Annotated in this window: 11 protein-coding genes; 8 read left to right on the top strand and 3 right to left on the bottom strand. The window is 47.8% G+C overall.

The features are described from left to right. The first annotated feature begins 336 nt into the window (after positions 1 to 336). From gyrB to SD10_RS16925, 6 genes are all read left to right on the top strand, one after another. The gene (gyrB, locus tag SD10_RS16900; RefSeq protein ID WP_046575298.1) at positions 337 to 2,337 is read left to right on the top strand and encodes a DNA topoisomerase (ATP-hydrolyzing) subunit B; all 2,001 of its coding nucleotides are present in this window, start codon (positions 337 to 339) and stop codon (positions 2,335 to 2,337) included. 67 nt (positions 2,338 to 2,404) lie between these two features. Further along, positions 2,405 to 4,771, top strand: a complete 2,367-nt coding sequence (gene ppk1 / locus SD10_RS16905; protein WP_046575299.1) for a polyphosphate kinase 1 — start codon at positions 2,405 to 2,407, stop codon at positions 4,769 to 4,771. Positions 4,772 to 4,873: 102 nt separating this feature from the next. Further along, positions 4,874 to 5,449: a Uma2 family endonuclease gene (locus SD10_RS16910; protein ID WP_046575301.1), complete on the top strand. Its 576-nt coding sequence runs from the start codon at positions 4,874 to 4,876 to the stop codon at positions 5,447 to 5,449. Positions 5,450 to 5,596: 147 nt separating this feature from the next. After that, a complete protein-coding gene (locus SD10_RS16915) occupies positions 5,597 to 6,838 on the top strand; it encodes a NupC/NupG family nucleoside CNT transporter (RefSeq protein ID WP_046575302.1) in 1,242 nt (413 codons plus the stop codon). Between the two features lie 171 nt (positions 6,839 to 7,009). Then, complete coding sequence (locus tag SD10_RS16920; RefSeq protein ID WP_046575303.1) at positions 7,010 to 8,701, top strand: fatty acid--CoA ligase; 1,692 nt, start codon at positions 7,010 to 7,012, stop codon at positions 8,699 to 8,701. 15 nt (positions 8,702 to 8,716) lie between these two features. Then, on the top strand, positions 8,717 to 9,208 hold the full coding sequence (locus SD10_RS16925; protein WP_046575304.1) for a metallophosphoesterase family protein: 492 nt from the start codon (positions 8,717 to 8,719) through the stop codon (positions 9,206 to 9,208). Positions 9,209 to 9,256: 48 nt separating this feature from the next. Here the strand turns inward: SD10_RS16925 and ftsH are convergent, their stop codons facing one another. After that, entirely contained in the window at positions 9,257 to 11,284 is a 2,028-nt protein-coding gene (ftsH, locus tag SD10_RS16930; protein WP_046575306.1) for an ATP-dependent zinc metalloprotease FtsH, read from the bottom strand. A gap of 215 nt (positions 11,285 to 11,499) precedes the next feature. Then, entirely contained in the window at positions 11,500 to 11,895 is a 396-nt protein-coding gene (rsfS, locus tag SD10_RS16935) for a ribosome silencing factor (protein WP_046575307.1), read from the bottom strand. A gap of 111 nt (positions 11,896 to 12,006) precedes the next feature. On the opposite strand from rsfS, the gene SD10_RS16940 reads away from it, so the two are divergent. Next, the gene (locus SD10_RS16940; protein ID WP_046575308.1) at positions 12,007 to 12,777 is read left to right on the top strand and encodes a biotin--[acetyl-CoA-carboxylase] ligase; all 771 of its coding nucleotides are present in this window, start codon (positions 12,007 to 12,009) and stop codon (positions 12,775 to 12,777) included. A gap of 51 nt (positions 12,778 to 12,828) precedes the next feature. On the opposite strand, the gene pafA is transcribed toward SD10_RS16940, so the two are convergent. After that, positions 12,829 to 14,499 carry an alkaline phosphatase PafA gene (gene pafA / locus SD10_RS16945; protein WP_046575309.1) on the bottom strand — a complete coding sequence of 557 codons (1,671 nt, stop codon included), beginning with the start codon at positions 14,497 to 14,499 and terminating at the stop codon, positions 12,829 to 12,831. Positions 14,500 to 14,708: 209 nt separating this feature from the next. Here pafA and SD10_RS16950 point away from each other — a divergent pair, with 209 nt between their 5' ends. Further along, positions 14,709 to 15,500: a sterol desaturase family protein gene (locus SD10_RS16950; protein WP_046575311.1), complete on the top strand. Its 792-nt coding sequence runs from the start codon at positions 14,709 to 14,711 to the stop codon at positions 15,498 to 15,500. The last annotated feature ends 9 nt before the right edge of the window (positions 15,501 to 15,509 follow it).

Here is a 15,509-nt window from a genome sequence, read left to right on the forward strand (position 1 = left end):
AACGTAAGGAATCTTTCCTGTTTGTTGATCGCAATGATACTTTTTCCAGAAATGGTTTGGCGGCAGAGAGTCCGTTATTACTCGCCATTTCCGGGTTGGGTCGAGGTTGAAGCGCTTGATAAAAAAAAGGCGCAAAAGGGCGTAAAAACTGGCTTAGAGCCAATAACTAGCGCGCGGATGAGTGATTAGAGTATTTTTTCGTATATTAAGCTATTCTTAGCGGAGATGGGTAGGAAAAGACCAAAAAAATTTGTATTTTTACAATCTGTTAGACCCATACAATCAGGCCCTTTTTAGGCCGGAAACAACATATTTCTGACACGCTCCCATTCTGATATGACCAACGAACTTATTGAAGAAGACGCTCCCATTGAAACCGCGTTAGGCAATTATGGTGCCGATAATATCCAGGTACTAGAAGGGCTGGAAGCCGTACGCAAACGTCCATCCATGTACATTGGTGACGTTGGTACACGTGGTCTCCATCACCTTATCTGGGAAGTTGTCGATAATTCCATTGATGAAGCGTTGGCAGGTTACTGCGACAAGATTACGGTAACCATCAATCCCGATAACTCAATTACTGTGCAGGATAACGGCCGGGGTATCCCGACGGGTATCAACACCAAGATGGGCGTCTCGGCGCTTCAAATGGCGATGACCATGCTGCACGCTGGTGGTAAATTTGATAAAGATACCTATAAAGTCTCTGGTGGTCTTCACGGCGTTGGCGTCTCCTGCGTAAACGCTCTGTCAACCGATCTGCGGGTAGAAGTGCACCGCGAGGGCAAGATTTTTGAACAGGAATACAAAATTGGTATTCCCTTGTATGATGTTCGTGTCATCGGCGATGCTGAGGACACGGGCACGAGAACGCATTTCAAGCCCGACGGTACTATCTTTACCGATACGGTTTATAAGTACGATACCATTGCAGGCCGTCTGCGTGAGTTAGCTTACTTGAATAAAGGCATCCATATCTTCCTGAACGATTTACGGGAACTGGACGAAAATGGCCAACCCTTGCGTCAGGATGATTTCTTTTCAGAAGGTGGTCTGGTCGAGTTTGTCGAATACCTTGATCAAACCCGCCCCGCCCTGGATGGAATGAAGCCCATCTACATGGAAAATACGAAAGGTTCGACCCCTGTTCAGGTGGCCTTGATATATAACTATGAAGCGGGCGAAAACGTCCTTTCTTACGTCAACAACATCAATACCCACGAAGGAGGTACACACGTGCAGGGCTTCCGCTCTGCCTTAACGCGTGTATTGAAAAACTATGCCGACAAAAACCCCGGCGTGTTACCTAAAAACTCGGGTAAGGTGACCTTCAGTGGTGAAGATTTCCGGAAGGGTCTTACTGCCGTTATTTCGGTCAAAGTAGCCGAACCTCAGTTTGAAGGGCAAACCAAGACGAAACTGGGTAACCAGGAAGTGGTGAGCGCGGTAAGTCAGGCAATGGCTGATCTGCTGGAAACCTGGCTGGAAGAAAACCCGAATACGGCAAAGGGCATCGTGAAGAAAGTGCTGGTGTCCGCTCAGGCGCGTATTGCGGCCGATCTGGCCTACAAGCGCATCATGACCGAGCGCAAGGACTTCATGGGTGGCATGGGCCTTCCAGGCAAACTTGCTGACTGCTCCGATACCGATCCGGAGAAATGTGAATTGTACCTGGTTGAAGGTGACTCGGCTGGCGGAACGGCCAAGCAAGGCCGCAACCGGGCGTTTCAGGCGATTCTTCCCCTTCGCGGTAAGATCCTGAACGTGGAGAAAGCCATGGAGCACCGGATCTACGAAAACGAAGAGATTAAGAACATCTGGACTGCCCTCGGTGTACGCCTTGAAAAGAAAGATGATGAGACGGTGATGAACCTGGATAAACTTCGGTATCACAAAATCATTATCATGACCGATGCTGACGTTGACGGTAGCCACATTCGTACCTTGATTCTGACGCTCTTCTACCGCAACATGAAGGCGCTGATCGACAACGGCTACATCTATATTGCGCAGCCTCCGCTGTACCTGATTAAAAAAGGCAAAGAGGAGCGCTATTGCTGGACAGAAGCACAGCGCGAAGCCGCGGTGAAAGAACTGGCCGCTGGTGGTAAGGAAGAAAGTGTGGGTGTTCAGCGGTATAAAGGTTTGGGCGAGATGAACGCCGAACAGCTCTGGAGTACGACCATGAACCCCGATAGCCGAACCTTGAAAGTCGTAACGGTTGAATCAGCTGCCGATGCAGATCACGTCTTCTCAACCCTGATGGGCGATGAAGTAGCCCCAAGGCGCGACTTCATCGAACGAAATGCAAAATACGCCCGAGTGGATGTTTAACCGAAAAATAACATAAAGCGGGCTGTTCAGTCCGCTTTTTTGTTGTACTTCAACTTTTCAAACGAGTATGCGTTATTCCCTTAACTCAAACCGCACCATATTGGGTAACTTGGTTTCCCGTTTCACGAACCGACCGGCCAATGCACCGGCCCAGGGAGCAGACAAACTGGCGAAGGTTAGTGAAAAAGTTATCAATGTCATTGACCAGAGTGACTACTTAAGCCGCGATTTGAGTTGGCTTAAGTTCAATGAGCGCGTACTGGATCAGGCTCGTACGGCCCAGGCTCCTTTAGGAAACCGCACACTCATGGAACGGCTGAAGTTCCTGGCGATCTCGGCGTCAAATTTGGACGAGTTCTTTATGATCCGTGTAGGTAGTTTGTACAACTACCTCGACTATCATAAGCAACGGGTCGACTACTCGGGATTGCGTGAAGTACCTTTCCGGAAAGCCCTCTACACGACAGCCCATCAGTTTTTTCAGGAGCAACAGGCTGTCTTCTCGGAACAATTGTTACCCCTTTTTGCCGAAAACGGGCTGCAACTTGTTACATACGCCAGTATGGCGCCTGAAGAGCAGGAAGAAGCGACAAATTACTTCGACCGGGCCATCTATCCAACGTTGACTCCCATGTTGTATGACTACACGCATACCTTCCCGGTCCTGTTGGCTAAAGTCCTCATTTTTGGTGTCGTTACGCAAAATCCCGATGAAGCGGAAGTAAAAAGCCTGCGGGCCGAAGATGAAGATGACCGCCAACGGTTGTCTTTTGTCCAGATCCCAGCTAACCTGCCCCGATTTATTTCGTTCGAGCGCGAGGATACCATCGTCTTCATCCCGATTGAAGAGATTGTTCGGCAGAATATCAAAAAACTGTATAGAAACGTCGAAATTCAATCGGTAAATCTGTTTCGCATCACGCGGAATGGCGATTTTACGCTCGATGAGAACGACGATGATGAAGTCGATTTCATTGACGAAGTTCGGCAGAAGATCAAAAATCGTCGCCTGGGCCGTGTGACTCGGGTTGAAATTGAAACCAAAGGCAGCGGGACCGATAGCCAGTCTTCGGTAGGATCACCCTGGATGTTGAATCTGCTCAAAAAGCGGTGGGAAATTGATGACTTAAACATTTTCGAATCCCATACACTGCTCGATTTTTCGTCTTTATGGCAAATCATTGGTAATCCAGAGTTTAAGGATGGGATGCCCGTTCCGCATGCACCCGTACCTCCGCTGGGATTGGGGCGTGATAAAACCGACGACATATTTGAGCTGATCAAACAGCGCGATCTGCTGCTTCACCATCCTTACAATAATTTTGAACCGGTGCTTCAACTGCTCGAACAAGCGGCTGAAGACCCGAACGTATTGGCCATCAAAATTACCGTTTACCGGCTGGCCAAACGGTCCCGCATTACGGAGGCTTTATTAAAAGCGGCCGAAAATGGTAAGCACGTATCGGTTCTTTTTGAAGTGAAAGCTCGTTTTGACGAGGAGAATAATATTCGGGAAGCGCAACGCTTGCAGAAAGCGGGCTGCTTCGTTATTTACGGCATCAGCCGGTTCAAAACCCATACCAAGCTACTTCTGGTCGTTCGAAATGAAGGGAGCCGCGTTGTCCGCTATGCCCACATGGCCACCGGCAACTACAATGAAGATACGTCGAAATTGTACACCGATATCGGCTTGCTGACAACGAATGAGACGTACACTCATGATATTTCGGAGTTTTTCAATGTCATCACGGGTCATTCAGTACCCAATCAATACCAATACCTGATTACGGCCCCGCGCGACATGCGTGAACAGTTGCTTCGACTGATCCGGATCGAAGCGGATAATGCGCAGCGGGGTTTATTAAGCGGCATTTGTATAAAAGTCAACTCCCTAGAAGACAAGCAGGTAATCGATGAGTTGTACAAGGCATCGCAGGCGGGTGTACCCATCCGGCTGATCGTCCGCAGCATCTGCTGCCTGCGACCTCACCGGGCTGGTTTGAGTGAAAATATAACAGTTCGCTCCATCGTAGGTGATTTTCTGGAGCACACGCGCATCTACTATTTTCACAACAACGGCGATCCGAAAGTATATGGCGGTAGCGCCGATGTGATGGTACGAAGCTTTGACCGACGTATTGAGTCGTTATTCATTCTAGCCGATAAACGAGTCAAGCAACAGGCCATCCTTATTCTAAAAGAGAACCTGCGCGACAATGTCAATGCGTATGAGCTGAAGGAAGATGGCGATTTTAAGAAATGTGAAGTATCCGAAGGTGCCGAACCGTTCAATATGCATCAGCGTTTCTTTGAAGTAACGGAAAAAGAAGCCATGGAAGCCCGGCTGTTTGATCCTGAGATTAAACCGGCTGATGTAGCTCAGATTGAAGAGGAATATCAGGAAGGTGCCGAACGGGCCATTGCGAACATTTAGTCGTTCCGATCGTAGTAACTTGTTTCAAACTAAGATTTTGCCTAAGCAACCAATCTAATCCATTTGATTACTTAGCCAAAATCTTAGTTACATTTGTACAATATGGAATCAATACGGGTGCATTTACCGGAAGATTTAAGAATGAACGATGACGAGTTCACTCGTTTTTGTCAGGATAATCCGGACCTGAAATTTGAGCGCCGGAAGAATGGTGATATTGTACTAATGGCCAACACAAGTGGAGAAACCGGTAATACCAATTTTGAATTAGCAGCTCGGTTTGCTGTTTGGAACTGGCAGTCCCAATTCGGAAAGTTTTTCGATTCGTCGACGGCCTTTCGCCTGCCTGATACGTCGATCATGTCACCCGATGTTTCTGCCATTAAACAAAGCCGCTGGGATACACTTACCGCTGAACAGCGTCGCAAGATTCTACCGTTATGCCCTGATTTTGTTCTCGAATTACGCTCCCAGTCTGACCGCCTGAAAGACTGCTTCGAGAAAATGGATGACTGGATGGCTAACGGTTGCCAATTAGGTTGGTTAATCGATGTTTCGAATCAGGTAACCTATATTTACCGGTCTAATCAGGCAACTCAGGAAGTTGCTGGACTTGGTCTGCTTTCCGGCGAAAGGGTATTACCAGGATTTGAACTTGACTTGAAAAGTATCCTCTAAACAAATTTAAGAACAGGCTAACCGTCTGATTTAACGAATATTCTTTGTTAAATCAGACGGTTTTCGTTTGGGGTGATTTTTTAGGGACGTGTTCCATCCCTTCTTTTTGTATATTCGCCAACCTAACTGCAATTGTATCTTTACTGAATGGAGCGTTTTACTGGCCTGATAGGCATTGTTTTAATTTTGGGTATTGCTTATGCCCTTTCTGATAACCGAAAAGCAATCAACTATCGTACCGTCGGTGTTGGGCTTCTTCTTCAGTTTAGTCTGGCAGTCTTTGTTTTGAAAACAGATATTGGCCGAAACATCTTTCAGGGACTTGGCTATTATGTTGACCGGCTTTTACAAAAAGCCAATAAAGGCGCTGAATTTGTGTTTTCATCCCTGGTAAGACCCGATGAACTGTCAAAGGCTTTTGGTCCTCAGAATAGTTTCATTTTCTTCTTTAAAGTTATTCCAACCATTATTTTCGTAGCGGTACTGGTCAATATCTTCTATCATCTGGGCATCATGCAACGGGTGGTAGCTGTTATGGCGAAGGCCATGAAGTGGCTTATGGGCGTAAGCGGTGCCGAAGCGCTTTCCAACGTAGCCAGTACCTTTGTGGGGCAGGTTGAAGCACAGATCATGATCAAGCCTTACCTGAACGGCATGACGAACTCCGAACTGCTGGCCAGTATGACCGGCTCGTTTGCCTGTATCGCGGGTGGCGTTCTGGCGGTCTACATCTCGCTTGGCGTTCCGGCTCCCTACCTGTTAGCCGCCAGCATCATGGCTGCGCCGGGTGCGCTGGTTATCAGCAAAATTGTTATGCCCGAAACGCAGGTTTCGGAAACGCAGGGGACGGTTAAAGTAGAGATCAAGAAAATCTATGCCAACCTGCTCGATGCCATTGCAGCGGGAGCCAGCGAGGGCCTCAAAGTAGGCTTCAATGTCATTGCCATGCTGATCGGCTTTATCGCGCTCATCGCCTTGATCGATAGCATTATGTTCCGGCTGGGCTATTACATTTTCAGCATCGACTACCTGAGCCTTAATTATCTGCTAGGTAAACTCTTCTCGTTGTTTGCGTGGGCCATGGGCGTACCGGGCAAAGATATTGAAGCCGCCGGGGCGCTGATGGGGACCAAAATGGTGGTCAACGAATTTGTGGCATACCTGGATCTGGTAAAAATCAAAAACACGCTCGATCCCAAAACAATCGCAATTGTCAGCTTTGCCTTATGCGGCTTTGCCAATTTCAGCTCTATTGCCATTCAGGTAGGCGGAATTGGCGAGCTGGCCCCCAAACGACGCAGCGATTTGGCTCGAATCGGTTTCAAAGCACTGATTTGTGGAACCTTGGCGAGCTATATGTCAGCCACAATTGCCGGTTTACTTCTGTAGTCCTGCTGCCGCGTCAAACGGTCGATTTGCATACAGATAGAATCAACGACAATAAGCCCGGTCATCAAGTAATTGGTGGCCGGGCTTATTTTATTATCGCCTGTTTTTTCTTTCCATTATTCAATTATACCTTCGAATTATCATTTTTCGAGCAAACACCGTTAACTACTTATGATTCAGACAAAACTAATTCCACGCACTGCAGAAGCGCATGAGCCCCCCATGCTGATTAAAACGATGCTGGCGCAGTCGCTCAAATATGAACCTCAACGCGAGATTGTTTATCGGGACTTATTTCGAATAAACTATGTCCAGTTCAACCAACGTGTTCGGCAATTGGCGAATGTGCTGACGGAGCTGGACATCCAACCGGGTGATATGGTTGCTGTATTTGACTGGGATAGCCATCGATACCTCGAATGTTTTTTTGGTGTTACGAGCTTGGGAGCCATTCTTCACACCGTCAACGTTCGGTTATCGCCCGCGCAGATTTTATACACCATGAATCACGCTAAGGATAAGCTTGTCCTGATTCACGAGGATTTCCTGCCCATTCTGGCAGCTATAAAAGACCAGTTAACAACAGTTGAAACGTTTATCGTCCTGAGTGACAACGTTTATAGCAATGGTGCCGAAACAACCCCGCTTAGCGAGATACCAACTGGTTTTTCGGGCGAATACGAAGCCCTGTTGAAGGGCGCTTCGAATCAGTATGAGTTTCCGGATTTTGATGAAAATACCTGGGCTACGTCCTTTTATACGACGGGTACAACAGGCAATCCGAAGGGTGTTTACTTCTCCCACCGACAGTTGTTCATGCATACAATGGGCTTGCTGACCTACATCATCGGTTACGAAGCCATGCCGTTCAAGGGCTCTACTGACGTGTATATGCCCATTACGCCCATGTTCCATGTCCATGCCTGGGGCTTCCCTTTTCTGGCCACCATGATGTCGGCCAAGCAGGTGTACCCAGGCCGCTATGAGCCCGAGCTACTCCTTAAACTACTTGTTAAAGAAGGGGTTACTTTGTCTCATTGTGTTCCAACCATTCTGAACATGCTTGTCAGCAGTCCAGCGGCCCCAAATTTCCGGGCCAATCTCAGCCGCTGGAAAGTAATGATTGGTGGTTCGGCACTGACAAAAGGACTGGCGAATGCCGCAATGAATCTGGGAATTACCGTTATGTCAGGCTACGGCATGTCCGAAACAGCTCCCGTAATGGCTATTGGCTACTTAAATGAGCAGGAGAAAGAATTGTCGGCTGAAGAGCAAATTGAGCTTCGAACCCGCGCCGGGCGTATTTCGCCTTTTGTTGAGATGCGTTTGATGGACGACAACGGAAACTTTGTGCCTCACGATGGCCATTCGCTTGGCGAAATTGTGGCGCGTGGCCCCTGGCTTACTCAGGGTTATTACGAAGATCCCGAGCGCGGTGCCGACCTTTGGAAAGGTGGCTGGCTTCACACGGGTGATGTGGCCAGCATTACGGCGGACTATTGGGTTATGATTTCTGACCGTACCAAAGACGTTATCAAAACCGGGGGTGAATGGGTATCTTCGCTGGATATGGAAGATGTTTTGTCACAGGTCGACGGGGTAGCTGAGTCCGCCGTTATTGGCCTTCCCGACGACCGCTGGGGCGAACGTCCACATGCGCTCATCATCCAGAAACCAGGTTATTCCTTAACGGCCGAAGGCATAAAAGCCGACTTGAAGGCAAAAGTGGATCGGGGTGAGTTACACAAATGGTATGTGCCCGACCGAATTTTATTTGTATCTGAAATTCCGAAGACAAGCGTCGGGAAAATCGACAAGAAGAAGATTCGAAGCGAGATGAAAGAGTTGATCCTTGCTTTATAAGACGCATTCCATAGCATGACGCGAATAGGCCTTTTGTCAGATACCCACAGTTATCTCGACCCGCAGATTTTTGTTCATTTTGACGCTTGTAACGAGATTTGGCACGCGGGTGATGTTGGCCATCTGACGGTCGCCGAACAATTACGAACGTTCCGACCCTTACGCATTGTGAGTGGTAATATTGATAAAGAATCAAACGACTTGCCCATAAACCAGCGCTTTACCCTCGAAGGTCTGGATATTTGGATGACGCATATTGGTGGTACGCCACCCAACTATAACCCAACGACACGACCAGCGTTGAAAGCCAACCCGCCGGACTTATTTGTTTGTGGTCACTCACACATTCTCAAAGTCGTGCGAGACCCTACGATAAACAATCTGTTGTTCATCAATCCCGGCGCTGCTGGTAAGACCGGCTTTCATAAGATACGAACGGTTATCCGGTTTTCGCTTGATGCAGGTAAGATTCTCGATATGCAGGTAATTGAGTTGGGTAAAAAATAACATAAAAAAGGGGCTCTCGATCGAGAGCCCCTTTTTTATCCAGTCAATTTATATCGGTAACGATTCTGGTTCCGTTTCAGCGGGTTTGGAATCCAAACCAATGTCTTCCTTAACCTCTTCGGCTACACCTTTATTCTTATAAGCCTGGTAAACGGTTTCCCGTTCGAAAGGGCGCTTGCCGATCAGACGGACCAGGTCATTTTGGTATAAGATCTCTTTCTCAAGCAACTCTTTGGCCAAAATTTCCAGTGCATCTTTATGGTCGCTCAGCAAACCTTTTGTCCGATCGTATGCCAGGCTAACAATCTTCCGAACTTCATCATCAATGTGTTTGGCCGTCTCTTCTGAGTAAGGCTTATTGAAACTATAGTCCGATTGTTTCGAATCATAGAACGAGACATTCCCGATTTTATCGTTCATACCGTACATGGTCACCATGCTGTATGCCAACTTGGTAATGCGCTCCAGATCGCTCAGGGCACCCGTCGATACTTTGCCAAAGATGAGATCCTCAGCTGCCCGGCCACCCAACGCCATGCACATTTCGTCCATGAGTTGTTCGGTGCGGTACAGATACTGCTCGCGGGGAAGATACTGGGCATATCCAAGGGCAGCTACACCACGTGGTACGATGGTTACTTTCACGAGGGGATCGGCATGTTCGAGGTACCAGCCAGCCACGGCATGACCCGCTTCGTGGTACGCAACAATCTCTTTCTCCTCTGGCGAAATAATTTTGTTTTTCTTTTCCAGACCGCCAATGACACGATCCATCGCATCCTGGAAATCTTTCATATCAACAGCTTCTTTATCGCTACGGGCTGCAATCAGGGCAGCTTCGTTACAAACGTTGGCAATCTCTGCACCAGCAAAACCCGGCGTTTGTGCAGCCAACTCCTTCGGATCAACATCAGCCGACAATTTGATAGGCTTCAGGTGAACCCGGAAAATGGCTTCCCGGCCAATAATGTCTGGCTTATCGATACTAATCTGCCGATCGAAGCGGCCCGGACGCTGCAAAGCTGGATCCAATACATCAGGACGGTTGGTGGCAGCCAGGATAATGATACCCGAATCGGTTGCAAACCCATCCATTTCTACCAGCAGGGAGTTCAGCGTATTCTCACGTTCGTCGTTGGCACCTGGCATGGAGCCACGGCCCCGTGACCGACCAACCGCGTCAATTTCATCAATAAAAATGATGCAAGGAGCTTTCTCTTTCGCCTGTTTGAACAAGTCACGTACCCGAGCGGCACCTACCCCAACAAACATTTCTACGAAATCCGATCCTGATAAAGAGAAGAAAGGAACGCCTGCTTCACCAGCAACAGCTTTAGCCAGCAGGGTTTTACCTGTACCCGGAGGGCCAATTAAGAGAGCTCCCTTCGGAATTTTCGCACCAAGTTTGGTGAACTTGGTCGGGTTTTTCAGGTAATCAACAATCTCTTTGATTTCTTCCTTTGCTTCATCCAGCCCGGCAACATCATTGAAAGTGATTTTCACTTTGTTGTCGGCATCAAACAAGGCGGCTTTCGATTTTCCGATATTAAAGATCTGACCACCCGGACCACCCGCGCCCGACATACGTCCGAGCAGGAAGTACATCGCCAGAATCATGACGATTAGGAAACCCCATGTGCTGATGATACTGCCGAAGTCGCTTCGTGTTTCAAACTTTAAGTCTATTTTTTCATTGTCAGGCATGCCCTGCTGCAACTGGTCCAAATCTTTTTTGAACGTTTCGCCGGATGCAATCTGAAACTGAAAGTGTGGCCCCTGGTTGTTACCGAAATATGGTTTTTCGGCAAAGAGGTTGCGGTATTTAGGACTTTGCGCGGCCTGTTGCGTCAGGGTCACTTCAGCTATTTTGTCATTGACAACAATGGCTTCAGCAACCTCATGATCTTTCACCATTCGCTCAAATCGCTTTTGCGTAATGTCGCGGGTCGCTGAGCTTCTATTAAAGAATGTAATGCCAAGAATGGCGGCAATCAGCAATGCAACAATCCAGCCCTGAAAGTTGGGCTTACGTGGCCCACCACGGGGTACTAACGGATTTTTATTATTTTCTGCCATTTCCTCAGGTTGTACTAACGGATTTCAAGGGTAACACCGTTTCGCGAATGATTGTTTCTACTGCGAAATGGTTAGGACAAACGGTCTGTCAGCCCCACAAGCGGCCCAAAATGGGCCTATTATACGATAACTCCATTTAAAAGCAGATGGGCATCAATTATGTTTTAAGCTACTAAAAACCAACAGCTTACCCTCCAATTGCTTCCTATCTTAATTTAAGATGCTACGGCCAAATCATTGTCCTCAATGACGTGAATTTCGGCATCGCCCCACAGCTGTTCGAGATCATAGAACGAGCGACGATCTTTCTTGAAAACGTGAACAACAACATCGACGTAATCAAGCAGAATCCACTCCCGGTTCAATTTTCCTTCCTTGTGCCAGGGATCTTGCTTACTGGCTTTATATACTTCTTCCTCAACGGAAGTCGATATAGCATCAATCTGTGTGTCGGAGGTACCCGAGCAAAGAACGAAATAATCGCAAATTGCATTCTTAACTTTTCGCAGGTCCATTACGACAATATCCTGTCCTTTTTTCTCCTGCATTCCCCGAACAGCGAAATCACGTATCTGCTCAGCGGTAAACTCACTGTTTTTGTTAATTCTCATGCTTTCGGTTTAACATTGCACGATAAGCTGATCAGCGGGTACGTTGCCTATGGGTGTTTAGAAGCCCGCAGTACCATTCATCAACTCTCTACTACTAAACTAAACAATACTTTGTACAAAATCTATCCCAAAACGCTTTTTATTGGACAAATAATCCAATATCTGCCAAGCTGTCAGTCAACTAACGATGAAGCGGCTACTTTGATTGCCCAATCGACCCCGAATGAAGGACTAGTTGTCATTACCGATCATCAAACGGCGGGCCGAGGACAACGTGGCAATCAGTGGGAAGCAAAGCCCAGTGAAAACCTAACATTTTCGCTTATTCTGAGTCCCTCCTTTTTGATGGCCACAGATCAATTCTGGCTTAACATGGCCATTTCTTTGGGTATTTACGACACCCTGCAACCGCTAATTGGCCATTCATTACGCATAAAGTGGCCCAATGACGTTTATGTTGACGACCAAAAACTGGGCGGTATTTTGATTGAAAACACGTTGCACGGCTATAACATCGCCTGGTCGGTCGTGGGTATTGGGTTGAACGTGAACCAAACGGAATTTGGCTATGCAACGGCCACATCGCTACAATGTCAGGCTCCCATCCCGAATGCTTACGATTTACCGGGGCTGCTTAGCCGTCTTTGCGAGACGCTGGAACAACGATACCTACAACTACGCTCCGGGCAGCGTAATACGCTTAAGACAAACTATTTACAGATTTTATATCGCTACCAGGAAGAGCATAGCTTTGAAAGCGAAGGCCACTATTTCAGGGGCACCATTTGCGGTATAGATTCCACCGGGCGGCTAGCGATAAGCGTCGATGGAAAGGTGAGGTATTTTGGGTTTAAGGAAATAAGTTTTCTTTTTGATGTATGATGTAGGATATATGATGTAGCTGGAGAAACATACATCCTACATCTACCTACATTATTTAATCGCTTCCTCGACCGGATTGCCAATGCAGCCACTGGGTTCTAACAGGCCCAGCAGTGCTGTAATCGTAGGTGCTATGTCGTGAACATGGGTTCGGCGAAGCGTTTGGCCCGGCTTAATGCCCCAGCCATAGAGCAAAAACGGCACGTGGGTGTCGTAAGCATATGTTGTGCCATGGGTTGTGCCTTTGTTGCGGCCTTCGAGCCATCCGGGCTGTTGAAGTACGTAGAAATCGCCACTGCGGTTAGGGTGGTACACGTTCCGAAATAGGTTCTCCTGCAGAGTCGGCAGGGCTTCGGCACCCAGGTTATGTAAATTCACGACATTCACCACCGCTTTTTGTTTAAGCAACACGGTCCGAAGCAGCTCATACACATCCTGCATAGCAATTTTCTTTTCTGTCATCAACGCATGGTTAAGATAAACCTGCTGGTTGAAATACGACAGCATCCATTGCCCTGGCCCATAGGCTTTTTCGAGGGTAGATTTAACCGCTTCACCAATTTCACCGTAGCCACGAACCCCCGCTGGGATCCGGTTCTGCTGTAGAAAACCGGGTGCATCGACAACGCCGTGGTCGGCCGATAAAAAAGCCACCCATTGGCCTTTACCCACGGTAGCATCCAACTGATTAAGAAACTCAGCTAGTTGCTGGTCCAGCCGAATGTACTGATCTTCGGTTTCAATGGCGTGTGTACCAAAGGCGTGCCCAATGTAATCGGGAGACGAAAAACTTACGCAGAGCATATCGGTTACACCCCGTTGCCCGAGTTGTTCATTTTTCAGGGCAGCCAGCGCAAACTCTTTTGTAATCTGATCACCATAAGGACTCGTGCGCAATGGCTCATACTTACTGCCACCCGCCTGAATAGCGAATGTATGCGGGAAAACAGATTTGGTTTCTCCGGCGAGCACCGTTTCATAAGGCTCATCATCACCTGTACTTTCGGTGTACTTATTCATCGGCAGGGAGGTCTCCCATTTCTGACTTATGAACTGATCGGGCAACTTGCGGGCATTAAACTCCTGCACCCATTTTGGCAGTTCATTTTGATAAAATGTGCTGCTAATGAAGTTCCCATCTTTCGAATCGAACCAATAAGCAGCATTGGCTGCGTGCCCGGCGGGTAAAATGGCTCCTCTGTCTTTCAGCGCAATCCCGATAACCTTGGCGCGTCCGTCGGTTGCTAGCTTAAGCTGGTCGCCAATAGTGGTCACGAGTAGATTCCTGGGAGACATTTTGCCGGCGACACCAGTATTGCCAACCGTATTAACCGTTGTATCCTCGGCGCAATACATTAACCGACCGATGTTTCGTTCGTAGAAATCATTCCCGACGATGCCGTTTAGCGCCGGAGCCGAGCCCGTATAAATAGCCGCATGACCAGGGCCCGTATACGTTGCTGCGTAATGATAATGATTGTTGCGGGCGTTGAAACCGCCATCCATCATACGCCGAAATCCACCCGTGCTAAATTTGTCGTAATACCGATACAGATAGTCGTACCGCATCTGGTCGACGACAATGCCAACAACTAGTTTAGGTCTGGCCAACGTTTGAGCGGCTGCACTCACTTTAGCCGTTGTGCCTGCTGTTTTTTTGAGTTGAGCGAAGGATGCCGTGGTAATTGTAGACACCACCAGAATTGAAAAAATTAGGCGCATAAAGCCGGTTTCTGTTGTATGATTGAGGACTTATGGCAAATGTACGAACAAATCAATGGGGTCAGCGAACTAACTAAATGAAGCGTTTGTAAAGTCATTTTGACAGAGACAGAAACCATTCTGATTACTATTGGTCGTAAAGGGGCTGTTTTTCCAACATTGTTGTGCTGATTTGGTTGACTAACCAGCACATCACTTCGTCATTTTCTATGATTGTCATTAATAGTCCAGCTACGTTTGGGCTAACAGCCTTACTTTTCTTTGTCGCCGTTTTTGGGCGATACGTGTTATTTTCGCTGGCTTTCTGGTGGTTATTCAAGGTATCCCTGAAAGATCAGTTTGCCCACCGGGCCGTACAAACACGTCCGAGAAAAGCTGGGCAGGACTGGCGGGAAATTGGTTGGTCAGCCATTACATCCCTAATATTTACAGGCATTGCCGTTGCCGTTATTCTGGCCTACCAGAATGGCTATACCGCCATTTATACGGATATCAACAGCTATCCTTTACTTTGGTATCCGGCTAGCATCATTATCGTGTTGTTCATCCATGAAACCTATTATTATTGGCTTCATCGCTGGATGCACCGTCCGGGGGTGTACCGTTGGGTTCATAAAACCCACCATGACAGTATTACAACCTCACCCTGGACAGCCTTTTCGTTTCACCCGATCGAGAGTACGCTGCAGGCTATCATCATTCCCGCTCTAACGTTTGTATTGCCTTTGCATATTACCGCCGTAGGCCTGATTTTAATGATTATGACCCTGTCGAGCGCGATTAATCACCTGAACACCGAAGTTTATCCCCATGACTTTAATCGGCATTGGCTCGGGCGCTGGCTCATTGGCGCCACACACCACAGCCTTCATCATACGCAGTTTCGATTCAACTACGGCCTGTATTTCACGTTCTGGGACAAGTGGATGCAGACCGAAAGCCCAGATTTTCACCGACTGTTTGGAGAGAAAACGAGTAAACGAATAACGAATGACGAATGATTTACAAAA

The organism is Spirosoma radiotolerans (assembly GCF_000974425.1).
Taxonomy (GTDB): domain Bacteria; phylum Bacteroidota; class Bacteroidia; order Cytophagales; family Spirosomataceae; genus Spirosoma; species Spirosoma radiotolerans.